Source organism: Streptomyces sp. NPDC088725, from assembly GCF_044751305.1.
In the GTDB taxonomy this organism is placed as follows: domain Bacteria; phylum Actinomycetota; class Actinomycetes; order Streptomycetales; family Streptomycetaceae; genus Streptomyces.
Genome location: NZ_JBIVLO010000005.1, coordinates 76,412 through 102,690, shown reverse-complemented (window position 1 = coordinate 102,690; position 26,279 = coordinate 76,412). Strand labels below are relative to the sequence as shown.

Below are 26,279 nucleotides of genomic sequence, written 5' to 3'. Positions count from 1 at the left end.
TTGCCGCCGCCGTGAGCCGCAGCCTTCGACGCGGCGCCCTCGCCGCTACTGCCCTCGTGTTCTCGCTTGCCTCGCTCTCCGCGTGCGGCGCCGGCAACAACGCGCAGACGCTCCAGATCAAGCCGGACAGCGCCGCCACCACGTCCGGCGACATCACCATCCAGAACGCGACCGTGGTCACCCAGACCGGCGCCGGTGCCGACGGGACAGCGGCGGTCACGGGGACGGTCTTCAACAACGGCAAGAGCCGCCAGACGCTCGACACGATCACTCTGCCGGGCACCAAGGCGACGGTGAAACTCTCCCCCGACAAGGGCACCGGGCCCGTCGAGGTACCCGCCGGCGGCTGGGTCCGGCTCGGCGGCAAGGGCAACGCCTCCGCGCTCATCGAGAACGGCGGCGAGCCCACGCGCGACGGTGACGCCCAGCAGCTCGTGTTCTCGTTCAGCGAGACCGGTGACGTGAAGCTGCGCGCCTTCGTCGTGCCCGCGGACGGTTACGTGGCGAACGTCGGCCCGACCGCGCCGGCCACGCCCGTACAGAGCCCGTCAGGAGCCGCCTCCGGCACTCCGTCCGGCACACCCAGCTCACCGCCTGCGGGACACGGCTCCGAGGAGGAGACACCGGCCGGTTCGGAGTCCTCTGCGGCGGGCACGGCGGGCTGAGCCCGCTCGGTACGCGGTACACGGAAAGGCGCCCTGCCCGGAATCACCGGGCAGGGCGCCTTTTCATGTACTCGCCTGTATTACGGGCCGGTTTACGGCTCGAACTTGTAGCCCAGGCCGCGCACGGTCACCAGGTAACGCGGGGCACCCGGGTCCGGCTCGATCTTTGCGCGTAGACGCTTGACGTGAACGTCGAGGGTCTTGGTGTCACCGACGTAGTCGGCGCCCCATACCCGGTCGATCAGCTGCATACGCGTCAGCACGCGGCCCGCGTTGCGCAGCAGCATCTCCAGCAGGTCGAACTCCTTGAGCGGGAGGTCGACCTTGCCGCCGGAGACCGTGACGACATGGCGGTCCACGTCCATCCGGACCGGACCCGCCTCCAGCGCCGCGGGAGTGACCTCCTCCGGCTCGCCCCGGCGGCGCAGGACCGCACGGATACGGGCCACCAGCTCCCGCGAGGAGAAGGGCTTGGTCACGTAGTCGTCGGCTCCTATCTCCAGGCCGACGACCTTGTCGATCTCGCTGTCCTTGGCGGTGACCATGATCACCGGCACGTTGGACTTGTTGCGCAGCTGACGGCAGACCTCCGTACCCGGAAGGCCGGGCAGCATCAGGTCGAGGAGGACGAGGTCGGCGCCGTTGCGTTCGAACTCGTCGAGCCCCGCCGGCCCGGTGGTCGCGATCGCGACCTCGAAGCCTTCCTTGCGGAGCATGTAGGAAAGGGCGTCGCTGAAGGATTCCTCATCCTCGACGACGAGCACTCGGGTCACGGAAGGACCTCCGGGGCAGGAATCACGGTCGGTTGATCTAGCACGAGACTGGTGTCGCTTGGGTAGAGGGCAAGGTCGTCTTCGTCCGGCCCGGTAAGTGTGCGGTTCCGTACGGCGCCCGCCTCGGGCAGCCTCAGGGTGAAGGTGGAGCCCTGACCCTCGGAGCTCCAGACCGTGACCTCCCCGCCGTGCGAGGCGGCCACGTGTTTGACGATCGCGAGGCCGAGGCCCGTACCCCCGGTGGCGCGGGAACGGGCCGGGTCGACTCGGTAGAAGCGCTCGAAGACGCGCTCGCGGTCCTTCTCCGAGATGCCGATGCCCTGGTCGGTCACGGCGATCTCGATGTCGTCCCCTCCGGAGGAGGGGACACGCTGTACGGCGATGCCGACACGCGTGCGGGCCGGTGAGTAGTTGACGGCGTTCTCGACGAGATTGCCCAAGGCGGCGGCCAGCTGACCGCGATTGCCCCATACATGCAGATCAGCGGTGCCGCCCGCGGCCATCGTGATCTGCTTGGTGGACGCCGCGTGCCGGGACCGGTCGATGGCCTCGGCGACGAGTTCGTCCACGCGTACGGGCTCGGCGTCCTCCAGCGGGTCGTCGTTCTGCACCCGGGAGAGGTCGATGAGTTCCTGTACGAGATTGGTGAGCCGCGTCGCCTCGATCTGCATGCGCCCGGCGAAGCGGGTGACCGCCTCGGGGTCGTCGGAGGCGTCCATGACAGCCTCGGACAGCAGAGAGAGCGCGCCGGTGGGGGTTTTCAGTTCGTGGCTGACGTTCGCCACAAAATCGCGCCGTACCGCTTCGATACGACGCGCCTCCGTCAGGTCCTCCACCAGGAGGAGGACGAGACGGGAGCCGAGTGGGGCGACCCGGGCGGAAACGGCGAGTGCTTCGCCCCGGCCCGTACCGCGCCTCGGCAGATCCAGTTCCACTTGTCTTATCTCGCCGTCGCGGCGGGTGTCGCGCGCCATGTGGAGCATGGGCTCCACGGCGAGCTTCCCGCCCCTGACCAGGCCGAGCGCGTACGCGGCCGAACTGGCCTTGACCACGGAATCGCTCTCGTCGAGGACGACGGCGGAGGAGCGCAGCACGGAAAGGACCGTGTCGACGCCGGGCGGCAGCACGGCGTCGGTATGCAGCGAGGTACGGGTGGGCTTGGCTTGTTCCCGCTCGCTCCAGCGGAACGCCAGCATGGCGATCACGCCGGTACACACCCCGGCGATCGCTGCCAATGCGGCGACAGCCGCGTTCACGTCCATGCCTCCAGGTTATGCATGGACCAGGACGCTCTCCCAGCCGTCCGAGTGTCTACTGGAACACTCGCCTCTCAGAATTCACCGGTGGGTAAGTACCGGTTCACTTGAGACGGCGGCCCCGGACGCGTAACGGACAGACCGTGGGAACCTGGGGCCGGACAATTCCGTGACGCCCGGCCCCGGCCTCGGCAGGAACGTATAAGAACGTACAAGAGAGGGACACACCCATGCGGGACGCGTACCACGAGGAACTGGACTCGATAGGCGAAGACCTGGTCGAGATGGCCCGGCTGGTCGGGTCCGCCATCGGGCGTGCCACCACTTCCATGCTCGACGCCGACCTGAAGCTCGCCGAGACGGTGATCGCGGCCGACCAGAAGGTCGATGACCTGCAGCACGACCTGGAGGCGCGGGCCATCGCGCTGCTGGCCCGCCAGCAGCCGGTCGCCACCGACCTGCGGATCGTGGTCACCTCCCTGCGGATGAGCGCCGACCTGGAGCGCGCGGGCGACCTCGCGCAGCACGTCGCCAAGCAGGTGCGGCTCCGCTACCCGGAGTCGCCCGTACCGCATGACCTGCACACCACGCTGCTGGAGATGGGTCAGCTCGCTCAGCGCCTGATGGCGAAGGCCGCCGAGGTGATCATCACGAAGGACGTCGACCTGGCGCTGGAGCTGGAGCAGGACGACGACGAGATGGACCTGCTGCACCGCACGCTCTTCCAGCACCTGATGGACGACCGCTGGAAGCACGGCATCGAGACGGCCGTGGACGTGACGCTGCTCGGCCGCTACTACGAGCGCTTCGCGGACCACGCGGTATCGGTGGCCAAGCGGGTCGTCTACCTGGTGACGGGTGAGCACGCGGACGAGATCCAGCCGCTGGAAACGCCGGTCGAGGGCGCGTAAGGGCACAACAGCGCGTGGGGCGTGCGCGACGACAGGGGGCGTACGCCTGCGTACGCGCACGTGCGCCGTTGAAGTGCCCGCGGTGGTGGGCATCAAATGGTCGGAGGCGACACTCCGTACGCCTCCGAGGAGGATTCATGGCCGATTCCCCCATCACCACGACCGACACCCACACCCCGCAACAGCCGCAGACCGAAGCGCCGCACCTGCCCCTGCTGGGCGCGTGCGGCTGCGGCTCGGGCTGCGGCTGCGGCTGCCAGGCGGGCTCCCCCTGCCAGTGCGGCTGACTCCGGCGGGCGCATGCGCGTGAGCACGGGAAAGGGTCCCGGCCGTTCCTGGCCGGGACCCTTTTCGTGCGGGGCTCACTTGTGAGGGCTGGTTACTTCTTGCCCTGGTTCTTGACGGCCTCGATGGCCGCCGCCGCGGCGTCCGCGTCCAGGTAGGTGCCGCCCGGCTTCACCGGACGGAAGTCGGCGTCCAGTTCGTAGACCAGCGGGATGCCGGTCGGGATGTTCAGGCCCGCGATGTCGGCGTCGGAGATGCCGTCGAGGTGCTTGACCAGCGCGCGGAGGCTGTTGCCGTGCGCGGCGACCAGGACCGTGCGGCCCGTCAGGAGGTCGGGGATGACGCTGTCGTACCAGTACGGCATCATGCGGACGACGACGTCCTTCAGGCACTCGGTCCGCGGGAGCAGCTCCGAGGGGATCGTCGAGTAGCGCGGGTCGTCGCTCTGCGAGAACTCCGTACCGTCCTCGAGGGCCGGCGGCGGGGTGTCGTACGAGCGGCGCCACAGCATGAACTGCTCCTCGCCGAACTCGGCGAGCGTCTGGGCCTTGTCCTTGCCCTGGAGGGCGCCGTAGTGGCGCTCGTTCAGCCGCCAGGAGCGGTGGACGGGGATCCAGTGGCGGTCGGCGGCCTCCAGAGCGAGCTGCGCGGTGCGGATCGCGCGCTTCTGTACGGAGGTGTGCACGACGTCGGGCAGCAGACCGGCGTCCTTCAGCAGCTCACCGCCACGGACCGCCTCCTTCTCGCCCTTGTCGGTGAGATTGACGTCCACCCAGCCGGTGAACAGGTTCTTCGCGTTCCATTCGCTCTCGCCATGGCGGAGGAGGATCAGTTTGTACGGTGCGTCGGCCATGGGCCAAAGCCTAATCGACCCTTCCTGGCGCCCGGCAGCCTCATCGGGGTGAGCGCCCGGGGAGGTCGGCGGCGGGAATCGAGTGGCGCTCGGCGGGCACCTCTCAGTAAGGTGCACGTGGCGCCTGGGACTCTTACCGTCCGGCATGTGACGCCGCCCTGATGCCGTTCGTTTCCTGATCCGTCCTGGGGGGATGCCGTATGTCTGTCGCCGGTCCTGTACGTGCCGCCCGGGAAAGCGTCTCCGGGCTGCCCCGCGCCTTCTGGTGGCTGTGGACGAGTTCCCTGATCAACCGGCTCGGGGCGTTCGTCGCCACCTTCATGGCGCTCTACCTCACCCTGGACCGCGGCTACTCGGCCTCGTACGCGGGGGTGGTCGTCTCGCTGTACGGCCTGGGCGGGGTCGTCGCCTCGCTCGGCGCGGGCGTACTGACCGACCGGCTCGGGCGGCGGCCCACGATGCTGATCGCGCAGTCCGCCATGTCGGCGTCGGTGGCGCTGCTCGGCTTCGTGCGGGACCCGGTCGCGATCGCGGCGGTGGCGTTCCTGGTCGGCATGGCCGCGAGCGCGTCACGTCCCGCCGTACAGGCGATGATCGCGGACCTGGTCAGGCCGGAGGACCGGATCCGGGCGTTCTCGCTGAACTACTGGGCGATCAACCTGGGCTTCGCCGTCTCGTCGGCGGCCGCCGGCTTCGTCGCGCAGTACAGCTACCTCGCGGGCTTCCTGGGCGAGGCCGCGATGACGCTCGCGTGCGCGGTGCTGGTCTTCCTGAAGGTGCCCGAGACGCGGCCCGAGCGGATGAAGGCGACGGCGGAGAAGCCAGCGGAGCCTGAAGTACGGCTGGGCACCGTGCTGCGGGACGGCCGCTTCATGAGCGTCGTCGGGCTGTCGTTCCTCGTCGCGCTGATCTTCCAGCAGGCGAACGTCGGGCTGCCGGTCGCCATGGGCGCCGACGGCTTCTCCAGCAGCGACTACGGCCTGGTCATCGCGGCCAACGGCCTGCTGATCGTGCTGCTGCAGATCCCGGTCACCCGCTTCATCCAGCACCGCGACCCGCGCCGCCTGCTGATCCTCTCGTCGCTGCTCGCGGGCTACGGCTTCGGCCTGACCGCGTTCGCCGGACCGCTCGCTCTCTACGCGGTCGCCATCTGCGTCTGGACACTGGCCGAGATCGTCAACGCGCCGACTCAGACCGGGCTGGTGGTACGGCTCTCGCCGGTGCACAGCCGGGGCCGCTACCAGGGGATGTACAGCATGTCCTGGGCGGTCGCGGGTCTCGCGGCACCGCTGCTGTCGGGCTACGTCCTCGACCGCTTCGGCGCGCAGTGGCTGTGGGGGACGTGCGCGGCGCTGGGGACGGTGGCGGGGTTCGGCTACTGGCTGCTGATGCGGGGGCTGCCCCCGCAGGCGCAGGAAACGGCGGCCGGCACACTGCCGGCGCCCGCACCGGTCGCGATGCCCGCACCAGCGCCTGTCGTGACGGAACCGCTCGCGGCTGGACCGCTCGTGACGGAACCACTCGCGGCGGAGGGCGGCCCGCTCCCCCGCGTCTGACGTCTCAGGGATGGAACCGAACCGCGAAAGCTTGTCCACCACATCGCATGAGAAGGCGTGAAGGCCGGCGAGTTCGACCACTTCGCCAACCAGTTCCCGTCCGGCGGACCTTCGTGGATCAGCCCCGGGCGTCTGGTGCGGTGCATCGTAAGGCCAAGGATCATCCTCGTGCTGGACGCACTTGGATGGCTCCGACAACGCAGCGAGGCGCCGTGCCAGGCGTTCCGGGCCCACGAAAATCCGCCAGACGGGGGCCTGGCCGCCCTCGCGAAGCCCGCCACCCTCCCTGCCTCTACGGCTTCATCCGGGAGGCTCCCGCATCCCCCATCCCGAGATTGGTCCACTCACGGCAAAGAGTCCGACCACCGGGCCGTGTCCTCGCCGGGCCGACTCCTGTATGCGGCCTCGGTGGAGCTCCGCCTCGCGCAGCATCCCGACTCGCCGTCCAGGGCGCCGAGATGTGGCGGAAGAAAAGCGAGGGGCGTCATCCGGCCGGATGAGGTGGCGAGTTCTGCCGGATGCCCGCAATGAACCGCGATAGCTGAAGAGGTGGCCCCGTACGGTGCGGTCTTCGGCGTGCCCCTGACGGTGCCGATGGTGTACGTACGATGCCGTCGGGTAGCCTCCCGTGCCGGAAACATTTCGGTCGAACAACGCAGAGGAATGAATCACTTCCGGTACACCTCTGTTCGGGGGAGCATCATCGTGGGTGACCAAGAAGCGGACATAGAACGTATCAAGGAGTGTGCGGCAGCGCTGAAACGCGTTCACGACACCTTCTCCAAGAGAAGTAACCCCGCGAAGGCTTTTGGCACGGGGGAACTCGGTTCTCAGAGGCTCCTCGACGCCTTCGACGAGTTCGACAGCAACTGGAAGGTTCGGCGCCGGAAGCTGACCGATGAGCTCCTGTCCCTGCACAAGATCACCAAGACCGCTGCGGACTCCTACGAGCAGGTGGACTCCGAACTCGCCAATGCGCTGCGCGAGTCAGATAAAAGGGACGGGAGAACCGGATCATGACGGCGCGACCGGCAGCGCACCGCTGGGAGGTGCTCGGCGAGCCTTCGGACCCGATACCCGGTGACCCTGATGAGGTGGCGCGACTCGGTAAGGAACTGCGCAGGACCGCTGACACGATCGAGAAGGAAGCCCGCGAGATCAAGGCTCTGTCCTCCGTCGAGAGCTGGAAGAGTAAGACCGCGGCCGAGTTCCGTGACTCCGCCGACGGTGCGGCGGACAAGCTCCGGAAGGCCTTCAAGCGCTACGACGAAGCGTCGCGCGCCCTCGGTACCAAAGTCGTCGACGGAGTATGCGGTCAGGAATACGCCTCCGAACTACTGCGGGCCCAGCAGATGGCGGACAAGGCGCTCGTGGACGCCGAAGCGGCCGACGACGACCTCAGGTCCGCCAAGCGGTCGTTGGACGGGCAGCCGGATGACACCCCCAAGGACGACCCGGACTCCCAGAAGTACGAAAAGAGGAAGGAGACCGCAGCCAGCACTCTCGAGGACGCCAAAAAGGCGCTGAGCATCGCGAAGACCATCCGGGACCAAGCGGCGAAGCTGGCGGCCGAGGCCATCCGGGACGTCATCGAGGAGGATGGCCTCAAGGACGGCTGGACAGACAAATTCAAAAACTGGGTCCACGAGAACGCGGGTTGGCTGAAGGAGATATCCAAGTGGTCCGGGCGGATCGCCCTTTGGGCCGGAGTCGTGGCTCTGACCTTGGGCTGGATTCCAGTGATCGGCCAGGCCATCGCGGTGGTCGCCGACGCCATGGCTCTACTGGTCAGCGTGGTGGCACTCGCCACCGACCTCGTGCTCGCCCTGGGTGGTGAGGGAAGCTGGAGATCAGTTTTTCTGGATGCCATCGGTGTCGCCACCTTCGGCCTTGGACGTGCCGCCATCAGCGGAGCCAAGTCAGCGGCAGCTGGCAGCAAGGCGGTCGCCCGCAGCAACTTGTACAAGAACGCGGTTGCCTCCGGTGCAAGTCGGAAACAGGCGTGGAACCTCGCCAACCGGGGCTCGCAGGGGGCACTCCGCGGAAAGTCGACCGCTCAGGCCATGGCGAGTATGCCGAAGGGCAAGTTCCCCGGCTTGAACAACATCAGGGAGGGCTTCAGCCCCACCGCGATGGCGAAGGACACCGTGGAGGGGGTGAAGTCGGTCAGAAACGCCTTCACCGGGATCGCCGCGCCCCGTTCGGTCGGCACTCTCGACCCCGACCTCGCCAAGGCTGCCGCAGATCTGAGAAGAATTTCGCCGGCCGCCTTGAAAATGCCAGCGGTCGCCTCGGCAGTTGACACCTTCTCGTCCCAGACGAATATATGGGCGGCCTCCACTCTCGTCGGCGTGGCGGCCGGCGCGGAAGGCGCGTACGGAACGGTGACCTCAGCGCTCGGTGGGGACTGAGCAGTCCTACGCACCCCATGCGGTGTACATGCCCCTCTTCCGCTTGCCGCGCGCGTGGCCCGCTCCACCGCCCCACATCGAAATGTGCACCATATGATCCCTGACCCTGTGTCCGCAGCTCTGCCCGAGCCCCGTGAGCCCGCACTGCGTCCGGCTGCGCGACGAGGGCCGGGACTGGAGGTGTGCCGGCTTGCCCGGCTGTTCTTCGACGGCTCCCATCTGGTGCTCATACGGAGGTCCAGTGCGGGGCGGACGGCAGTGCGGCGATACGCAGTCGGGGCCGGACAAAACGGTGTCGTTCAGGCTGTCTTCGTCGACACGGCCGTCGGCGTGCCGTCGGCGTGGTTCGGCGGCCTGCTGGAGGAGCGTCCGCAGCCGTGGGCCGAGGTGCAGCTCCAGGACTCCTCAGGGGGGCTCGTCGGCCGCTTCGACCCGGCGGAGTGGCTGCCGGAGGCCGCGGATCTTCCGCACCGCGGTGTCCACGGCGAGCAACTGCTGGCCCGCTCAGGGGTCTCCGCGCTCCTCGCGGCAGCGGGAATACCGCTGTACACCGCCCGAGACGCGGCCGATCCGCGCATCGTGCGGCGGCCTGGCCGACGTACCGCGATGAGCCCGGGGCCCGCTTTTCCCCACTGGTACACGGGCGTGCGAGCTTCGGCGGGGTGCCTGTGGTTTGCGGCGTTCACGCTGTTGCTCTTCTCCGGGGCCACATCGGCCCCGCTCGTCGTGACGGCGGCTGCCGCCGCTCTCAGCGGGCCGTCGGCTCGGCTCGTGCTGCGTGGCTGGACCCGGCGGCGGCGCAGCGTCTGCCCACCCGTAGTGCTGGCTCGGATCTCTCCTCGACCGGCCGTCGCCGGCGAAGGCGCCGCCCAGGCCGACGGGCTCCCCGCGGCGTCCGTGCGCTTCTGCCTGCACACCGAACTCCGGGTCCAGAAAGACGACCTGGTCCTCAAGGACCTTGCGGGGAGCGAGTACTGGCTGCCGCGACGCGGCCCGCACGCGGTGGTCTCGCTGCGCCAGGTGAGCGACCACACAGGAGCGCTGGTCGGGATCGAGTTCCTCGGCCCCGACACGCAGACTCGGGCGCTTCTGCCCTGGGATCAGTGGTTCGGCGGACTTGGCGGTCACACCAACTGGGCCCAACTGCGGCAGGCCACCGCGCTACCGGTCCAGGAGCGCAGACTCAGCCGCAAAGCCTCCGCGTTCTGGCCCAGGCACCCCGTACTCGGAAGCCGCATGGTTCCTGTGCCCGCGAGGGAGGCCCGAGCCCTGTCCCGTTTCCCCTCCACCGCGGCAGGAGTGTCCTCCACCGCGATCATGGCGTTCGGCTCGCTGTTCTCCGTCATGACCGGGGCGCGTATTGCCGAAGGCCACCCCTGGGCAGGTGCCTCGGCCGTCCTGATGGGCGCCGCGGGGGCCCTGCTCCAGGCCACGCCCTACCTGCTCCACCAACTGCGCAGCCGCCGCACGTTGGAACGCCCCGCACCGACACGGGAGTTGCCCATCACATGACACGTCCCCCAGCAACGGCGCCGAGCTCCGTATCCGGCCAGGACGCCCCGCCGAGCGACTACCGGCTACTGCTGCCCGACGGCTGGTTCCGGATCGATCTCACTCCGCAGAGGCGGGAAGAGTCGGTGACCGCCCTGGTGGAAAAGCAGTTCGCAGGCTACGACAGCGCCCCGCTGCTGAAGGAGGAACTTCGCAAAGACCTCAAGAAGCGCGCTGCGAAGGCCTACCGCAGCGGCGGTATCGAGCTGTACCTGAGTCTCCAACAGGCCGGCCCCTTCACCGTTCCAGCGTCATTGCTCGTCACCCTGGCCCCGCTGCAACACCCGGAACCCCTTCCTCTCGAAGCGCTCGCACAATCGCTCGTCGAGGACGACGAGGACCGCGAAGTCAGCATCGGAGAACTCAGGTCGAGTCCTGCCGTACGTGTCCGCAAGAGACAGCAACAGCCGTCCGGCGAAGCCACAGGACGGTCGGCGATCTCGACCTCCGTCGACTACCACATCCCGGTGCCCGGCTCGACAGCGTTCTTGCTGCTCTCGTTCTCGACCCCCCTGGAAGTCATCGCGGATGCGATGACACATCTCTTCGACGCTATTGCCGACACCCTGGTGTGGGTGGATGGAGCAACCGGACATGACTGATCTGTCCCGCCTGGGGATCGAATGCGGCGTGGACTGGGTCCCACTGCCATTGGCCGGCACCCTGGACCTCGGCCACTGGGCTCGCGAGCAAGCCGAGCAACTCGCGGTGCGGTACGCGCGTGATGGCGAGAAGGGCGATCCGCGCGCGCTCACCAAGGACCTGCGCGCCACCGCCGCCGACAGCCAGGAGCGCACCCCTCTCGGCGCATTCGCCTGGTACGTCAGTGGCTTCAATTCTGCGGCAGCCGTAGCGGAAATCGACGCCATCCATCCCGACGCGACCACACCTGAAATCACCCTGGACTGGCTGACCCGTCTCATGAGCACGGACGACTTCGGCGAGCCCGACGTCAGCCGTATCGCTCTGCCGCTGGGTCCCGCCGTCCGGATCCGCCAGAACTTCGCCGGTGAGAAGAAGCGACTCTTCGGCCCCCGGCCGTTGATCCGCTCGCTGGCGTACGGCGTGCGCCCACCGTCGGAGGACGCGGCTCTCGTGCTGTACGCATCGTGGACCGAATCGGTCCTGGACGAGCCGCTGGAACAGGTCCTCGACCAGATGGCGCGGAGCTTGTCGCTCGGTGCGACGGAGTCCTGAAGTGGGGCGCCCGTGCCTGAAAGTCAGGTGCGGGGCTCCGCCGGGGCGTCGGCCGGTGGTTGGGTCACCCTCGTGCCCGGGTGGAACAGGGAGCAGACGAACGCGAGTGCCAGCGCCGCCGCCATCCCGTAGAACACCACCCTGTTCGCCTCGGCGAAGTCCGTCCTGATCGCGTTCATGGCCTCGCGCGTCGCACGCGCCACGGCGCCGGAGCCGGTCGGTTGCCGGGCGCCGGTGCTGCCCGTGATGGCCTCGGCGACGCCGTGTGCCACGTCGTGCGCCTGCGCCTTCGGGACGCCCTTGGCCGTCAGGGTGCCGATGACCTTGTCGGTGGTGACGTGGGTGAGGACCGTGCCGAACACCGCGAGGCCCACGCTGGCCGCGAAGTTGCGCACCGTCTGCGTGATGCCGGTGACCTCGCCGTACGACGCTCCGATCGCGCGGTTCACCGCGTCCGTCGACGCCGGGGACAGCAGAAAGCCGATCCCCGCGCCCGCCAGCGCCGCGTACGGCCACTGGGCGCTCATCGACAGGTCCGTCATCTTCCCGGCCCACAGGGCGAATCCGACCGCGCCGACGAGCGAACCGAGCCTCAGCGCCGGGCGCGCGCCGCGTTTGTCCAGGATGCGGCCGCCCAGCTGGGACGCGATGGCGAAACCGATGAAGAAGTACAGGAGGAAGAGCGCGGCCTCGTTCGCTGACGAGTTCAGCGAGACCTGTGCGTACACCGACACGAAGAAGAACACGGGCACGAAAGCGAGCATGGCGAAGAACAGCACCGCCATATCGACCGCGAAGGCCCTGTCCCGGAACACCCGGAGCTTGATCAGCGGCACCTCGACGCGCAACTCGTACACGCAGAACAGCGTGAGCACCGCCAGACCGACCACGATGCAGGCCCAGGTCGCGGCGCTGTCCCAGCCCCAGGTGGACGCCTGCTGAAGACCCAGCACCGTCAGCCCCATGCCCGCCGCCACCATCACCGCGCCCCGCACATCGAGGCGTTCGCGGCGCGCGGTGTTCGGGACCTTGGCCATCGCCGTCAGGACGAGGGCGACGGCGGCGACGGGCACGTTGACCCAGAAGATCGCCCGCCAGGTCCATTCGGTGAGCCAGCCGCCCAGCAGCGGGCCGATTCCGGTCAGCGCGCCCGACAGGCCGAAGAACAGCGCGAGCGCCCGTCCGCGCCGGCTCACCGGGAACACGGCGATGACGACGGCGAGCGCCGCCGGGAACATCAGCGCGGCGCCGAGGCCCTGGAAGGCGCGGAAGATGATGAGCCAGGACTGCGCGAAGCCGCCGTGCGGGACGACGCCGCACAGCACCGAGGAGACGACGAAGACGAGCGTGCCGATCACCATCACCCGGCGGTGCCCGAAGAGGTCGGACAGCCGGCCTCCGAGCGCGAAGAACGCGGCCAGGGTCAGCAGATAGGCGTTGATCACCCACTGCATGCCGGAGGCGGACAGACCCAGCTCGTGGATGATCTCCGGCGCCGCGATGACCACGATCGTCTGATCGATGAAGGTCATGGAGACGGCGAAGAGCATCGCCGCGAGCGTCAGAGCCTGCTTCGGTGCCCGGTCCGGCGCCCGGTCCGGTAGCTCGTCAGGCGCTTGGCCGGGCGTCTGGCCGGGCCTCTGGTTACGCGCGCTCCCTCCGGGGCCGGAGTCCGGGGGATCGGAACCCGGAGAGCTGGAGCCCGGGAAGTCCCCTTTGTCCCTCATGCACGGGATCTTGCTGTACGGTCACACGTCCCGCAACCCCGGAGGGCCGCACGGGTCACCGTCCGAACGGGGCGCCGCACACGTCATCGTCCGCAGGGGAGGGACTCGGCGCCGGAGCAGTGGGGCGCCGGGCCGCGCGGCCGTGTGGCGGCACGACCGCGCGGGGTCGAGGCGGCGCTCGGGGAACATCCTTGCCGGTGGCGGCCCCCAGGAACACTCCAGCGACCCAACCTCGCGTGAACTCTGGGTGGTTGAGTGGTGAGCACCGGAGTTACAGGCCGCTCGGACCGGGAGCCGCAAGCCGTCCAGACCCGGAGCTACAGGCCACTCAGGCCGCGCTGCGCCTCGTACAGATTGCGCGGTACGACGGCCTCGGGGCGGCCGTAATGCTCCAGCCGCGTATGCAAGTCACCCTCGAAGTCCGGGACATCGGTCTGGTCGAACTCGCGGACCTCGCTGATGCCCGCCGTCGCGCTGTACGGGGCGATCGTGTCGATCCTGACCAGACCCGCGCGCGCGTTGGTGACGGTGATGTTCCAGTGGGCGAACCGCGCGCCGTAGAGCGGGCCCGCGCTCCCGTCACCGCCGTGCCGGCCGTCGTTGGTGACGGTGATCTCCGTCCGTACGTTGGCGAACGGCATCCCGCGGTGCGTGTCGAACGTGCCCGCCTCCATCCGGCCGCGTGACCAGACGTTGTGGCTGGACAGCCCCTCGACGTTGATGCCGTGCAACTGCGTGCCCTCCGCCGCCGGGACCGCGGGCCGTTCGACGGCGAAGTCCTCGACCAGGTTGTCGTGCGAACCCTCGCGGCAGTAATACGGATGGTGCGAGCCCCGCCCGGTCACCCGGGTGGCGCGCAGTGTGCAGGCCGACGCGGCCACCAGGCCGAAGCCGTTGTCGGTGTGCCGTACGACCACGTCGTACGCCCAGCAGTCGTAAGCGCACTGGAGGACAAGGCCGTTGTGGCCCTTGTCGAGCAGGTGCGGGGACTGCGGCGTCTCGACCGCCTCCAGAGTCAGGCCCTCGACACCGGAGTCGGTGAGCGGGGCGACGGAAGTGGTCAACGCGGGGCACCACTCCGGTCGTACGTCGAGCGGAAGCGGCCGCTCCAGGGTCACTTGACGCCCCTGGACGGCGACGACACGCACCGGCCACTCGAAGGGCGTGTACGAGGTCAGCTTGGTCTTGGCCTCCCAGTCGTACGCCCGCGCGCCGGGGCCTTCGCCCGCGATGTGCGCGAGAAGGGTGTGGCCGGTGTCGTCGGCGAGCCGGAGCAGGACGAGGCGGCCCGGCGCGAGCCGTGTCGTGTCCTCGACGGTCACCGTCCGGTCTCCGCGTACGGCCGGCCCGACGGCGGTGAGGTGCCGCCAGTCGGTTCGTTCGTTGCCCGTCCAGCCCTCGCAGGGCCAGACCTCCGAGGTGATGGCGTCGGTGAGCGCCGTCAGCCGGTCGGCGGGACAGAGCCAGATCAGGCCGCCCGACCAGGACCAGCCGGATTTCCGGCCGCCGTCGCGGGCACCGGAGGGACCGATCAGTTCGGTGAGGTTCTTCGTCGCGAGGAGCGTCGTACGGCCGCTGCCCGCGCCGCGCAGGACGACGCCGCTGTGCCCGACGCGGATCACGTCGTCGATCCGGTACGTACCCGGCGGGACGGTGACGGTGCCGCCGCCGCGTTCACCGGCGTCGGCGAGGGCGCGGTTGATCGCGGGGGCGGCGTCGGCGGAGCCGTCGCCCCGCGCGCCGTACGCGCGGACGTCCGCCACGACGGGCGGACTCGGGAGGCCGGCGGCGCCGGAGCACCGGCCGGCCTGGGCCACGTACGGGATCTGGGGGTGGGTGCGGGGGGACGCGGCGAACTCGCGCCAGAGCGCCGACTCGGACGTCCCTGCGGTCATGTGCCGCGTACCCCTGTCTGCCGGCATGTGGCGCCCGGCCCTCGATGACCGCGGCGGAGTTCCGCGAGGTTCGGAGCGGTCCCAGCGCCCCTGCCGGTGATGCCTGCCCCGTCGCGGCACCCGGCACGCGCGTTCGCCAAAAGTCCAGGCAGCCCCGCTGCCTGGACCTCCGGTCGGACCATGACGACCGGCCGCGATGCGAAAAGCTCCGCATCACAGCCGGTCGCCCAACTAGAACTCGTCGCGCGGGGGCATGGCGTCGCCCTCCGGGACCACGCCTTCGGAAGGCTCCGGAGCCTCACCTTCGGGCAGAGGATAGCTATCGCCGCCGTTCTCCCCCCTCATGAACGTGAAAGTCGGCAGGGCACCATCTTCCAACTGAATGGGTTCGGGGAGGGCATCGATGGGGACGCCGCTCTGGCCGTAAACCGTTCCGTCGCCGGACTGAGGGGTCCAAATTATCTGACTCTGGTTGTCGTTCTGCTGCGCGTAGTCGGGCTCCGGGTTGTAGTTCGGCGGCGCCCAGATGATCTGGTCCGACCCGTCACCGGCCGCGGAGATGCCGGCGAGATCACCCTCGGACAGCTCAACTGTCTCTATCTGATGCTCCATCACACGGCTCCTTCTGGAAAATTAAGGCAAGGCGACCGAAAGGCCATGGGGCCGTTCATTCGGTCCCGAAGGACGACGATGTCCTCCAGTCGGCACTGAATCGGCACCGCCCACCGTGAAACCGGGCGTTGCGGAAGACATGCCCACAAAGGCGAACTCCCTTACGCCGAAGGTGACTTCACAGAGACCGGTGCACGCGCCAGCGAGCCTACACACGGCGTCTTCCCCGTCGGCCATCGCCCGGACGTGGCGAAGACGGCGGTTCGTTCAGGCCGGGCCCGTTCCGGAGAGGCGCTGCGTGAGATGCGTGAAGGCGTCCAGGTTTCGCGTCGACTCGCCCCGGGAGGTGCGCCACGCGTACTCCTTGCGGATCGCACTCGCGAAACCCAGCTCCAGCAGGGTGTTGAAGGAGCCGTCGGCCGCTTCCAGGACCGAGCCGAGCAGCCTGTCGATCTCTTCTTCCGTGACGGCCGCGAGCGGCAGTCTGCCGGTCAGGTAGATGTCGCCGAGCGGATCGACCGCGTAACTCACCACGTAGAGCTTGAGGTTGTGTTCGAGGAGCCAGCGGTGGACGCCTTCGGCGTTCTCGTCGGGGTGCCGGATCACGAAGGCGTTGACGGAAAGGGCGTGTCTGCCGACCCGCAGCGAGCAGGTCGTGGACAGCTTGCGAGTACCGGGGAGAGTGACGACGTAGGACCCCGGCTCGGGGCACTCCCACTCCACCTCGGCATCCTTCAGCGTCTGCTCAATGACCTCGGCCGCGCGCCGGGCCAGCTCGGTCGGTGGGGGTACGTCAGCCATGTTCCGAGCGTACGCCGGAAGGGCGGCGCGCACGCCGTGAGAGCGGCGCGTGCGCCGCGCACGTCAGCCGCGCCGCGTACACCAGCGCCGTCACGCACGCCAGCCGCGCGTATACGTCAGCCGCGCCGCCGGCCCCGGTGCGTACCTCAGCCCTGGTGCGTGTGCGAGCCGCTGCCGTGCTGGGCCACGGCATCCGCGTACACGTCCGCCGTCGCGGAAGCCGCCGCGTCCCAGCCGAAGGACTGCGCGTGATGCGCGGCCGCCGCGCCCATCCCGGCCACCAGCTCCGGCCGGTCGATGAAGCGCCGCAGCGCCTGCGCGTACGCCGCCGGTTCGTGGCCCGGCACCAGGAAACCCGTCTCGCCGTCCCGTACCGCGACCGGCAGACCGCCCACGGACGCGGCCACCACGGGCGTGCCCGCCGCCTGCGCCTCGATCGCGACGAGCCCGAAGGACTCGTTGTACGAAGGCATGACCAGGACGGAAGCCGCGCGGAACCAGTCCGCGAGCTTGTCGTGGCCGACCGGCGGACGGAAGCGGACGATGTCGGCGATCCCGAGGCGCGCGGCGAGCTTCTGCAGGCACTCCGGCTTGGCGAGGCCGGTGCCGCTCGGGCCGCCGACGACCGGCACGACCAGGTTCGTACGCAGCGAGGGATCCTGTTCCAGGAGCACGGCGACCGCGCGCAGCAGTACGTCTGGGGCCTTCAGCGGCTGGATGCGGCCGGCGAAGAGCGGGACGAACGCGTCCTGCGGCAGGCCGAGGCGCTCGCGGGCGGCGGCGCGGCCGTCCCGGGGGCTGAAACAGTCCAGGTTCACGCCGGGGTGCACGACGGCGGTCTTCGCCGGGTCGGCGTCGTAGAAGCGGACCAGTTCGCCGGCCTCCTCCGCCGTGTTGGCGATCAGCCGGTCGGCGGCGCGCACGATCTGCGTCTCGCCGATGACGCGGGCCGCGGGCTCGGGGGTGTCCTCCGCGGCGAGCGCGGCGTTCTTGACCTTCGCCATGGTGTGCATGGCGTGCACGAGCGGGACGCCCCAGCGCTCGGAGGCGAGCCAGCCGACGTGCCCGGAGAGCCAGTAGTGGGAGTGGACCAAGTCGTAGTAACCGGGCTTCTGTCCGGCCCAGGCCTGCATCACGCCGTGCGTGAAGGCGCACAGCTGCGCGGGCAGCTCCTCCTTGGCGAGGCCTTCGTACGGACCCGCCTCCACATGCCGTACGAGTACTCCGGGCGCCATCTCGACGGACGGAGGAAGGCCGCCCGAGGTGGCGCGGGTGAAGATCTCCACCTCGACGTCGATGGCCGCCAGGCGCTTCGCGAGTTCGACGATGTAGACGTTCATACCGCCCGCGTCGCCCGTTCCCGGCTGGTGCAGCGGGGAGGTGTGGACGCTGAGCATGGCCACCCGGCGGGGTTTGCGGGGCTCGGCGGGGGGCTGTCCGGGGACATGCGGCATCGGCGACCCCACCAACGTATTGGCGATCCGGGACACGCGCTGGCCCACGTCTACGATCCTCTCGCTCGGAGCACGACAAACCACAACAGACCACATGACAAAACAGAACAGAACAGGGCTAAGGCACGACAAAAAGAGGGTGCAACTGCCCCTCTGAACCTGGCCAACAGCGGAATGCACTCTTTCATTTCCGGCTTTACCAAAACGTTGCCGACGCCGCCTCAACCTTCGGCCCGCGTACCCGGGGGTGGATACCCTCATCCCCATGGCCGCCCGCTCCCCCTCCTCCCGTCCCGTAGGGACGGTCACCCGCGGCACCACCCACCAGAACCGGCTGCGGCGCATGGACCGCTGGATCACGGCCACGCACGGCCCGGCACTCCGGCGCAGCGACGATCCCCTCGCGGTGGACCTCGGCTACGGCGCGGCCCCCTGGACCGCCGTGGAGCTGCTGCGGCGGCTGCGTACGGCCGAGCCGCGCACCGAGGTCGTCGGCATCGAGATCGACCCGGTCCGGGTCGCCGCCGCACGGCCGTACGAGCGCGACGGGCTCCGCTTCCGGCACGGCGGTTTCGAGATTCCACCGAACGCTCTGTCGCCGGGCCCGGCCGGTCTGTCGCCGGGCCCGGCCGGGCGGCGGCCGCTGCTGATCCGTGCCGCCAATGTGCTGCGGCAGTACGACGAGGCCGAGGTGGCCGAGGTCTGGGCGCGGCTGTGCGCGCGGCTGGCCCCCGGCGGGCTGCTGGTGGAGGGGACCTGCGACGAGATCGGCCGGCGCCATGTGTGGGTCGCACTCGGCCCCGAGGGGCCGCGGACGGTCACCTTCGCCACCCGGCTCGGCTCGCTCGGCAGGCCGTCCGACCTGGCGGAGCGGCTGCCCAAGGCGCTGATCCACCGCAATGTGCCGGGCGAGCCGGTGTACGCGTTCCTGCGGGACTTCGACCGCGCGTGGGCCGCCGCGGCTCCGTACGCGCCGCTGAGCGCGCGGCAGCGCTGGATCAGGGCGGTGGGCGATCTGGCGTCGGACTGGCCGCTCGCGGATGACCCGCGCCGTAGACGGCAGGGTGAAGTCACGGTGAACTGGTCGGCACTGGCGCCCCGTTCGTCCACGTATTGATCGTTTCACCCTTCACCGTACTGATCGTCTGAATGATTAACTCGTTCGAAGTACGGACAGGGTGACGGGGAACGGGGGCGGCACCTCATTCGTCATTCACGCTTGAGTGCCTGAGGTGGCCGGAAAAAGGGGGAAATCGTGAACAGACATCGCTGTGTCATGGCCGCGATCACGGTGGTCTGCGCGCTCGCGGTGCTGTCGGCGCCCGGCCTGACGCCCGGCGCGTACGCGGCACCACCGCTCCCGCCTGCTCCGTCCACGTCCCCTCCGGCGGTCGCCCCGCCGCCCGTTGTGATGCCGCCCGGGGTCGCGGCTCCGGGTACCAAGGGCAAGAAGTCGCTCGAAGTGGTGCGTACGGAGATAGACGACCTCTACCGCAAGGCCGCGTCGGCGACCGACGCGTACAACCTCGCGGAGGAGCGGGTCGACAAGCAGTCGGACGACGTCGTCGCCCTCGCGGACGCGATAGTGCGGGGCCAGCTCCGTATCGAAGCGCTGCGGAAGCTCGCGGGCGCGGCGGCCCGTGAGCAGTACCGGGGCGGCGGGCTGCCGCCGGAGGCCCGGCTGGTTCTCACCACCGACCCGCAGCTCTTCCTCGACGGGGTCGGCAGGATCCAGCAGGGCCAGAAGGCGACCAAGGACCTCCTGGGCGAACTGACCCGCGCGCAGGAAGACTTGGAGACGTACACCCGGGACGCGAGCGCGCAGTGGCAGAAGCTGGAGTCCAGCAGGGCCAAGAAGGAAGAGGCCAAGAAGGAGATCACGAAGCGGATCGCCGCCGCGAAGAAGCTGGAAGCGAGCCTGGAGAAGGACGAGCGCGAGCGTCTGGAGCAGCTGGAGAAGGACGCGGCGGCGAAGGCGCAGTCGGCCTGGCTCAGTTCCGGCGCGCTCAAGGACATCAACCGCGAGGCGAGTCCCGAGGGCAAGAAGGCCGTCGAGTTCGCGCTGGACCAGATCGGCAAGCCGTATGTCTGGGGCGCGGAAGGCCCGTCCTCGTACGACTGCTCGGGACTGACCTCCCAGGCGTGGATCGCGGCCGGCCGGAGGATCCCGCGCACCTCGCAGGAGCAGTGGCGGCAGCTGCCACGTGTGGCCGTCGAGGACATGCGCCCCGGCGACCTCATCATCTACTTCCAGGACGCGAGCCATGTGGCGATGTATGTCGGTGACGGCATGATCGTGCAGGCACCTCGGCCGGGACGGAACGTGACGCTGTCGGGGGCGGGCGCGATGGCGATACTCGGGGTCGTGCGGCCGGACAAGTAGGCGCACGGCCGGACACGGAGTGAGCGAGCCGACGCGCCTGGTGTGGCTCGTGCGGCTGCTGTGCCCGCTCTGCCTGTCGCGCCTCGCGTGCCTGGCTGCGGAGTGTGACGCAGGCCATGGGCAGCGGGGTGTCGGCCGGGTGGAGCGCGTGATGTTTGTCATGGCCACCGACCGCGGCACCCCCGGAATCCCGCCTGATGCGTGCCGGGAAGCGGCATATGACGGTGGCGCTTCTCGGGAGAACCCATTCCACTCGGGCGGCGGCTACCGCTAAGGTCCCCGTCGGTGGGGCGTCGATCGTCGCTCCACCGCGCCCTCGGGGGGAGGGAAGGAAGCCCAGACCGATGCCCGTACCCATTCCCGTACCGCGGCAGCGCACAGGTCCATCCGTGGTGAGACACCGTGCCATGGACACCACCGCGAATCGTGCCGCGCCCAACACAGCGCACAGGCCGGCGCACCAGACCGTGGATACGCCCAGGAGCGCCGACGCCGACGCGACCGCCGATACGACCACCGACACGGACGTGGACCCGGACGTGGACCCGGACGTGGACCCGACCGCGGGCACCGCCGAAATCGGCGACCTCATGATCCTGGTGATCGAGGACGGCCCCGCGCACGCGTTCACCGCGTCCGAGCTGCCCGAAGGCGGCGGGACGCACGTCCGTATCCGTACGGCGCGCAACCTGACCGAGGCCGAGCGGCTGCTCACGGACGACATCGACTGCATCCTGGTCGACCTCGCCCTGCCCGGCACCGACGACCTCGACGAACTGACGCCGCTCAAGCGCGTCCTGCGGCTCGCACCCCGGCACGCCGTACTCGCGCTGGCGGCCGAAGGCGACGCCGCGCGCGCGGCGGCGGCGGTACGGGTCGGCGCGCAGGACTACCTCTTCCGCGACGAGCTGGACGGCCGGCTGCTCAGCCGCGCCATCCGCTACGCCGTGGAGCGCAAGCGCGCCGATGTCGCCCAGCGCCAGCTCACCGAGTCCCGGCTGCTCGCCAAGGAGAACGCGCGCCTTGAGCGCGGCCTGCTGCCCACCCCGCTGCTGCAGGGCTCCGACCTGCGCTTCGCCGCCCGTTACCGGCCCGGCCGCTCACGGGCGCTGCTCGGCGGGGACTTCTACGACACGGTCCGTACGCCGGACGGCACGGTCCACGCAATGATCGGCGACGTCTGCGGCCACGGCCCTGACGAGGCCGCGCTCGGTGTGGAGCTGCGGATCGCCTGGCGGGCGCTCACTCTGGCGGGGCTCTGCGGCGATCAGCTGCTCCACACACTCCAGCAGGTCCTGGAACACGAGCGGGAGAGCGAGGAGATCTTCGCGACGCTCTGCATGGTCGACATCGCACCCGACGGCCGCCGCGCCGGACTCTGCCTGGCCGGCCACCCGGCGCCGCTGATCACCCGGCACGGCCGGGCGGCGCAACTGCTCCCGTACGAGGACGGCGGCCCGGCCCTCGGCCTGCTGCCGCGCGCCCGCTGGCCGCGCAGGCAGGTGGAGCTGGGCGGCTCGTGGAGCCTGATGATGTACACCGACGGCCTGATCGAGGGCTACGTCGGTCCCGGCTCGCGGGAGCGGCTGGGCGAGCAGGGCATGGTCGACATGATCAACCAGCAACTCGCGAAGGGCCTGAGGGACGACGAGCTGCTGGAGGCGGCGGTCGCTCATGTGCGCGAGCTGAACGGCGGAGAGCTGACCGACGACGTGGCGGTCCTGCTGCTGGGACGCGGCCCGGCGACGGCGGCCTGAGGCGAGCCCGGAGTACTGCCCTGAGGCGAACCCACATGACGGCCCGAGGCGACGCGAGCCCTCCGCACGGCCCGCCTCGCGCCCGGCCCGCCTCCGTACTCACGGACCACGCCTGACCGCCGCCGCACACACGCTCACCCGGCGCACCGCCGCACGCACGAACAGACGGTGATCACCCTGCGGCCCGGGCGCGAGCCGCGCCACGCGCCGGGGCGGCTCGGCGACCGCCGTTGACCACGCGCCGGGCGGCTCAGCGGCCGCCGTTGTAGGGCCCGTAAGGACCGTCACTGCTCGACCCGCCCCGGCGTCCGGGGCCGGAGACCGCGCGGACCGCGGGCCGTACGTCGACCATGAACACGATCGTGGCGACGAGCCCGGCGATCTGGAGCATGAACGCGAGCCCGCCGAGGTTCACGACTTGTCCGAGAAGATTCACCGCGACGACGGCACCCAGCAGGCCCATCCAGAAGTTCTTGGTCTTCTTGTCGGCCGCGCGGTAGGCATCTCCGCGGGCCATCACGGCGATGACCAGCGCGACCAGCGCGAGACCGAGGATCGCCAGATCGATCAGCAAGAAGAGAATGCCGAGGCCGAACAACGTGAGCACCGCCTAATGAGTGGTCGTCTGTACCGGTCCGACCGGTCCGTCCGGTCCGCCTGATCTGGTCCGGTCTCGTCAACGTACCCGGAGAACGGGCCGGGCATCCAAGAGATGCCCGGCCCGTCGCCTCCGTTTCGCTGCCCGAGGAAGGCGTTACTCCGCGGGCGGCGGCGTCTTCTTCTTCGCCGCCGTCGTCTTGCGCGGGGTGTCCCTCCGGCCGGCCGGCTTCTTCGCCGCGGCGGCCTGCTGAGCCTCCGCGGCCGGCTTCGCGTCGCCGGGGGCCGTCGTGGCGGTCGACGCCGAGGCGGGCTTCGGGGCCGTCGGTGCGGTCCGCTGCGCGGCGGGCTTGGGCGCGGCCTCAGTCTTCGTCGCGGGCTCGGGCTCGACCGCGACGGCGATCTCGGTGATCTCCTCGGCGGCCTCACCGCGCCACGACCGTACGGTCTGCTCGCCGCGCTCGGCGACCTTCTCGTACGCCTCACGCGCCCGGACCGCGTACTCGGCGGCCACACCCACACTGCGCAGCGCCAGGTCCTGCGCGGATTCGCCCAGCTTCCTCAGATCGGTGTCGAACGACCCGAACACCTCGTTGACCTTGGACTGGACGTTCGCCTGGGCCTCCTTGGCCTGCCCGGTGAACTTGTCCTGCACGGCCTTGGGATCGGTGTTGCGCACGGCGTCGATACGCGCCGGGGCCTCGGCCCGCAGCTGCTCGATCAGACCGGGCACCTTCTTGGCCTGCTCCACGGCGAGATCGGCGGTACCGGCCGCGAAGTAGAGGGGCTTCGGGTCGGTGAGGGTCTTGCGCAGGTCATCGGCGATGGCCATGACTGTGGTCCTTCCCGGATCAGGTTGAGGGTGGTTCGACAGCACTGCCGCCGGCCGTCGGAGGCTCGTCGGCGGAAACGTTTTCCGTACTCGCGGCACTCTGTACGTCGAGCCCGTTCTCCTTGCGGAAGGACTCGTAGATCTGGAGCAGCACCTGCTTCTGCCGCTCACTGATCGAGGGATCGGCCAGGATGACCGCACGCGTCTCCAGCTCCTCCCGCTCCCGCTCGTCGAGCATGCCGGCCTGGACGTACAACGTCTCGGCGGAAATCCGCAGCGCCTTGGCCAGCTGCTGAAGGATGTCCGCGCTCGGCTTGCGCAGTCCGCGCTCGATCTGACTGAGATACGGATTGGACACCCCGGCAGCCTCGGAAAGCTGCCGCAGCGACAACTGCGCATGACGGCGCTGCTCGCGCAGGTACCCGCCGAGGTTGCCGACGTTGAGTGATGCCATGCGCTCCATCGTGCGCCACCCTGCTAACTATTGCAAGCACCCGCTTGCAATAGTGTCCCACCGAACGCCTTCGGGTGGTTGAGCCTGAGCACGATAGGTGTCGTATGTGCAGGACCACTGTCGTCATCCGCGTGCGGCCTCCTCGTGCAGGTGCTCTTGAGTCGGCCTGCGCGGGTCGCCGAAGAGAGGCGTTGTCGGTGGGCTCTGCCATGGTGCGCGTCGTGGATGAATTGGTGGAGCGTGTCGACGGTCAAGATCGTGTGGTGAAGGTGGTCAGCCGTCGGGAGGCCGTCCGGGAGGGTTGGCTGCACCGGGTCGCCGTGACGGGGTGTCGTGATGAGCATGGCCGGATCCTCGTTCACCGGCGGTCGGAGCAGTTGTCGCGCTTCCCCGGGCTCTCCGAGGTCGTGGTGGGTGGCGCCGTCGGTGTCGGGGAGTCCTATGAACAGGCCGCCGCGCGGGAGCCGGCCGAAGAGCTGGGCATTCGTGTACCTCCGTGCCTGCTGTTCACGTGCCTCACTCGCAGCGGTTTGAGCCCTCACCGGCTCGGCGTGCACGAAGCCGTGGTGCCTGACAGCGTGGCCGCCGATCCTGATGAGGTCGCCTGGCATGGCCTGCTGACCGAGCCGGATCTGCGATCGGCCCTGCAGGAGTGGCGCTTCACTCCCGACAGCCACGAAGCCTTCGGCCGGTATCTCGCGTTCCGGACCGCGCAGTCCTGACCGTGCCCGCCTCGCGAGCTGGGACGCCTGCGGTGGCAAGAGGCTGAAGCGGTCGAGGTCAGTCGTCTCCGGCCACATGCCGCGCGAGACTCTCGCGCAGTCCGGCCAGCCGGTCGATCTCGGCGTCCAGGGCGGCGAGCCTGCGGCCGACAACCCCGGGGTCGCCGGGTTCGACAGAACCGCACCGCGGCGGCGGGTCCTGCGCGAGCAGATGGAGACGGTCGGCCAAGCTGCGCAAGTCCTCGATGGTGAATCCGAGGGTCAGCAGGTCGCGGATGATGCGAAGTCTCACGATCTCGTCGGGCCCGTATTCGCGCTGGCCGGAGGCCGTGCGGACGGGCGGGGGCAGTAACCCGCGCTCCTCGTAGAACCGTAATGCCCTGGGCGTAGTACCGGCCGCTGCCGCGGCTTCACCGATCCGCATCCTGTCCCCCGCTCCCCGTCCCCTGTCCGCCTGCGGCCGCCGAACAAGTGCCGCGGCCCTCACTACCGCTACAACTCCACGACGACGGCCCCGTAGTGTCTTCCCTCAATCATTTCCCGCAACGCCTCTGGTGCACGATCGATGCCCGCGATCCGTGTGTGGGGGAAGCTGATCTCTCCCGAGCGCAGCCAGGCACCGAAGCGGCTGGTCCACTCCTTCTCCACGTCCGGGTGGTCCACGCCGCTGTATCCGCGCAGCGAGATGCCCTTGACAACGAGACAGAAGGCATCGATCTCCACCGGCGCGCTACCGCCGGCCCGTTGCGGCGACATCTGCCCCGACAGCGCTCCGACCAGGGCGAACCGCGCGCCTTGCCGCGCCGCGCCGAGTGCCGCCACCAGTTGCTCGCCGGCGACGGTGTCCACCAGGACATCGATACCCTCGGGCGCCGCCTCCGCGAGCTGGGCCGCGATGGCCCCAGCTCCTCGCAGCACGACCGCGTCGTAGCCCAGTTCAGAGATCAGCCGCTCCGCCTTCTCCGACGAGCTGGTGCTGCCGATCACCTTCGCGGCGCCCAGCAGCCGGGCGATCTGCCCGGCCAGGGAGCCCACCGCTCCTGCCGCTCCGGTGACGAAGACGGTGTCCCCCGCGCGGACGCCGGCGAGGCGGGTCAGTGCTCCGTAGGCGGCCGATCCCTGCGAGAGGTACGCGACCGGATCGGGGAGCGTGTCGTCCAAAAGGGTGCACTCGGCGGCGGCCACGAGGGCGTACTCCCGCCAGCCGAGCATGTGGGCGACGGTATCGCCGGTGCGCAGCGGGCTGTCGGACGGCGCGGCCACGACCTCGCCGACCGCGGGACCGAACAGCACATCTCCGTTGCGCAGCGGCGGCAGCGGCACGCCGTCAACCTCCCCGCCGATCAAGGTACGCAGGCCGGGAAAGACCAGGAAGTGCCGGTTCCTGACCAGAACTTGGCCTGCCCCGGGCTCGGGCAGCGGCGTCCTGACGAGGGCGAAGTGTTCCCGCGCGGGCAGTCCCTCAGGGATGGCGGCGAGCCGGACTTCACGGACGGTACGAGGCAGGGCTGCGGTCATGTTCGGCCTCCTGGGCAGGTTCGGGGCAGCGGCACCGCGCGCGTCCGCCGCCAAGGTTGCGGTGACGCT

The 26,279-nt window shown here is 69.6% G+C and carries 26 protein-coding genes; 13 read left to right on the top strand and 13 right to left on the bottom strand.

The annotated features are described in order from the left end of the window. Positions 1–11 precede the first annotated feature (11 nt). Positions 12–665, top strand: coding sequence for a DUF461 domain-containing protein (locus tag ACIP6N_RS13815; RefSeq protein ID WP_401815425.1), 654 nt, complete (start codon positions 12–14; stop codon positions 663–665). A 92-nt stretch (positions 666–757) separates the two neighbouring features. On the opposite strand, the gene ACIP6N_RS13810 is transcribed toward ACIP6N_RS13815, so the two are convergent. Beyond that, entirely contained in the window at positions 758–1,438 is a 681-nt protein-coding gene (locus ACIP6N_RS13810; RefSeq protein ID WP_401815424.1) for a response regulator, read from the bottom strand. Next, positions 1,435–2,700, bottom strand: coding sequence for a sensor histidine kinase (locus tag ACIP6N_RS13805; protein WP_401815422.1), 1,266 nt, complete (start codon positions 2,698–2,700; stop codon positions 1,435–1,437). Before ACIP6N_RS13805 ends, ACIP6N_RS13810 begins: the two co-directional genes overlap by 4 nt. A gap of 224 nt (positions 2,701–2,924) precedes the next feature. Here ACIP6N_RS13805 and phoU point away from each other — a divergent pair, with 224 nt between their 5' ends. Together phoU and ACIP6N_RS13795 are read left to right on the top strand one after the other, a co-directional pair. Then, positions 2,925–3,605, top strand: coding sequence for a phosphate signaling complex protein PhoU (phoU, locus tag ACIP6N_RS13800; protein ID WP_401815421.1), 681 nt, complete (start codon positions 2,925–2,927; stop codon positions 3,603–3,605). A 137-nt stretch (positions 3,606–3,742) separates the two neighbouring features. Continuing rightward, positions 3,743–3,892, top strand: coding sequence for a hypothetical protein (locus tag ACIP6N_RS13795; protein WP_401815419.1), 150 nt, complete (start codon positions 3,743–3,745; stop codon positions 3,890–3,892). Positions 3,893–3,984: 92 nt separating this feature from the next. Here the strand turns inward: ACIP6N_RS13795 and ACIP6N_RS13790 are convergent, their stop codons facing one another. Beyond that, positions 3,985–4,743 carry a phosphoglyceromutase gene (locus tag ACIP6N_RS13790; RefSeq protein WP_401815418.1) on the bottom strand — a complete coding sequence of 253 codons (759 nt, stop codon included), beginning with the start codon at positions 4,741–4,743 and terminating at the stop codon, positions 3,985–3,987. A 200-nt stretch (positions 4,744–4,943) separates the two neighbouring features. Between ACIP6N_RS13790 and ACIP6N_RS13785 the strand changes: the two genes are divergently transcribed. The 6 genes from ACIP6N_RS13785 to ACIP6N_RS13760 all read left to right on the top strand — a co-directional run bounded on the left by ACIP6N_RS13785 (position 4,944) and on the right by ACIP6N_RS13760 (position 11,458). Next, entirely contained in the window at positions 4,944–6,299 is a 1,356-nt protein-coding gene (locus tag ACIP6N_RS13785; protein WP_401815416.1) for an MDR family MFS transporter, read from the top strand. Positions 6,300–7,004: 705 nt separating this feature from the next. After that, entirely contained in the window at positions 7,005–7,319 is a 315-nt protein-coding gene (locus ACIP6N_RS13780; protein WP_401815414.1) for a hypothetical protein, read from the top strand. After that, the gene (locus ACIP6N_RS13775) at positions 7,316–8,710 is read left to right on the top strand and encodes a hypothetical protein (protein ID WP_401815412.1); all 1,395 of its coding nucleotides are present in this window, start codon (positions 7,316–7,318) and stop codon (positions 8,708–8,710) included. Before ACIP6N_RS13780 ends, ACIP6N_RS13775 begins: the two co-directional genes overlap by 4 nt. A 258-nt stretch (positions 8,711–8,968) precedes the next feature. Next, entirely contained in the window at positions 8,969–10,222 is a 1,254-nt protein-coding gene (locus ACIP6N_RS13770; RefSeq protein ID WP_401815410.1) for a hypothetical protein, read from the top strand. After that, on the top strand, positions 10,219–10,863 hold the full coding sequence (locus ACIP6N_RS13765) for a hypothetical protein (RefSeq protein WP_401815408.1): 645 nt from the start codon (positions 10,219–10,221) through the stop codon (positions 10,861–10,863). The genes ACIP6N_RS13770 and ACIP6N_RS13765 overlap by 4 nt, the downstream gene beginning before the upstream one ends. Continuing rightward, complete coding sequence (locus ACIP6N_RS13760) at positions 10,856–11,458, top strand: hypothetical protein (RefSeq protein ID WP_401815406.1); 603 nt, start codon at positions 10,856–10,858, stop codon at positions 11,456–11,458. The genes ACIP6N_RS13765 and ACIP6N_RS13760 overlap by 8 nt, the downstream gene beginning before the upstream one ends. Before the next feature lie 23 nt (positions 11,459–11,481). On the opposite strand, the gene ACIP6N_RS13755 is transcribed toward ACIP6N_RS13760, so the two are convergent. The 5 genes from ACIP6N_RS13755 to mshA all read right to left on the bottom strand — a co-directional run bounded on the left by ACIP6N_RS13755 (position 11,482) and on the right by mshA (position 17,995). Further along, positions 11,482–13,185 carry an MFS transporter gene (locus ACIP6N_RS13755; RefSeq protein ID WP_401815404.1) on the bottom strand — a complete coding sequence of 568 codons (1,704 nt, stop codon included), beginning with the start codon at positions 13,183–13,185 and terminating at the stop codon, positions 11,482–11,484. Positions 13,186–13,502: 317 nt separating this feature from the next. Beyond that, on the bottom strand, positions 13,503–15,080 hold the full coding sequence (locus ACIP6N_RS13750) for a glycosyl hydrolase family 28-related protein (RefSeq protein ID WP_401815403.1): 1,578 nt from the start codon (positions 15,078–15,080) through the stop codon (positions 13,503–13,505). 231 nt (positions 15,081–15,311) lie between these two features. After that, positions 15,312–15,692 (bottom strand): hypothetical protein, encoded by a 381-nt coding sequence (locus ACIP6N_RS13745; protein WP_401815401.1) that lies wholly within the window; start codon positions 15,690–15,692, stop codon positions 15,312–15,314. Positions 15,693–15,959: 267 nt separating this feature from the next. Continuing rightward, a complete protein-coding gene (locus ACIP6N_RS13740) occupies positions 15,960–16,493 on the bottom strand; it encodes a YbjN domain-containing protein (RefSeq protein WP_401815399.1) in 534 nt (177 codons plus the stop codon). Positions 16,494–16,639: 146 nt separating this feature from the next. Next, a complete protein-coding gene (gene mshA, locus ACIP6N_RS13735; RefSeq protein WP_401815398.1) occupies positions 16,640–17,995 on the bottom strand; it encodes a D-inositol-3-phosphate glycosyltransferase in 1,356 nt (451 codons plus the stop codon). Positions 17,996–18,212: 217 nt separating this feature from the next. Here mshA and ACIP6N_RS13730 point away from each other — a divergent pair, with 217 nt between their 5' ends. From ACIP6N_RS13730 to ACIP6N_RS13720, 3 genes are all read left to right on the top strand, one after another. After that, the gene (locus ACIP6N_RS13730; RefSeq protein ID WP_401815397.1) at positions 18,213–19,064 is read left to right on the top strand and encodes a class I SAM-dependent methyltransferase; all 852 of its coding nucleotides are present in this window, start codon (positions 18,213–18,215) and stop codon (positions 19,062–19,064) included. 138 nt (positions 19,065–19,202) lie between these two features. After that, positions 19,203–20,330 (top strand): NlpC/P60 family protein, encoded by a 1,128-nt coding sequence (locus ACIP6N_RS13725; protein WP_401815396.1) that lies wholly within the window; start codon positions 19,203–19,205, stop codon positions 20,328–20,330. Between the two features lie 590 nt (positions 20,331–20,920). Continuing rightward, positions 20,921–22,087, top strand: a complete 1,167-nt coding sequence (locus ACIP6N_RS13720; protein ID WP_401816165.1) for a PP2C family protein-serine/threonine phosphatase — start codon at positions 20,921–20,923, stop codon at positions 22,085–22,087. A gap of 250 nt (positions 22,088–22,337) precedes the next feature. Here ACIP6N_RS13720 and ACIP6N_RS13715 read toward each other — a convergent pair whose 3' ends face one another. The 3 genes from ACIP6N_RS13715 to ACIP6N_RS13705 form a co-directional block, all read right to left on the bottom strand. Beyond that, on the bottom strand, positions 22,338–22,694 hold the full coding sequence (locus ACIP6N_RS13715) for a DUF2516 family protein (protein ID WP_401815395.1): 357 nt from the start codon (positions 22,692–22,694) through the stop codon (positions 22,338–22,340). 147 nt (positions 22,695–22,841) lie between these two features. Next, the gene (locus ACIP6N_RS13710) at positions 22,842–23,516 is read right to left on the bottom strand and encodes a hypothetical protein (protein ID WP_401815393.1); all 675 of its coding nucleotides are present in this window, start codon (positions 23,514–23,516) and stop codon (positions 22,842–22,844) included. A 19-nt stretch (positions 23,517–23,535) separates the two neighbouring features. Further along, a complete protein-coding gene (locus ACIP6N_RS13705) occupies positions 23,536–23,970 on the bottom strand; it encodes a helix-turn-helix domain-containing protein (RefSeq protein ID WP_401815391.1) in 435 nt (144 codons plus the stop codon). A 209-nt stretch (positions 23,971–24,179) separates the two neighbouring features. Here ACIP6N_RS13705 and ACIP6N_RS13700 point away from each other — a divergent pair, with 209 nt between their 5' ends. Beyond that, positions 24,180–24,692 carry an NUDIX domain-containing protein gene (locus tag ACIP6N_RS13700; protein ID WP_401815389.1) on the top strand — a complete coding sequence of 171 codons (513 nt, stop codon included), beginning with the start codon at positions 24,180–24,182 and terminating at the stop codon, positions 24,690–24,692. Positions 24,693–24,750: 58 nt separating this feature from the next. Here the strand turns inward: ACIP6N_RS13700 and ACIP6N_RS13695 are convergent, their stop codons facing one another. Together ACIP6N_RS13695 and ACIP6N_RS13690 are read right to left on the bottom strand one after the other, a co-directional pair. Next, on the bottom strand, positions 24,751–25,116 hold the full coding sequence (locus tag ACIP6N_RS13695; protein WP_401815387.1) for a MerR family transcriptional regulator: 366 nt from the start codon (positions 25,114–25,116) through the stop codon (positions 24,751–24,753). Between the two features lie 68 nt (positions 25,117–25,184). Next, positions 25,185–26,210: an MDR family NADP-dependent oxidoreductase gene (locus tag ACIP6N_RS13690; RefSeq protein WP_401815385.1), complete on the bottom strand. Its 1,026-nt coding sequence runs from the start codon at positions 26,208–26,210 to the stop codon at positions 25,185–25,187. Between the last annotated feature and the right edge of the window lie 69 nt (positions 26,211–26,279).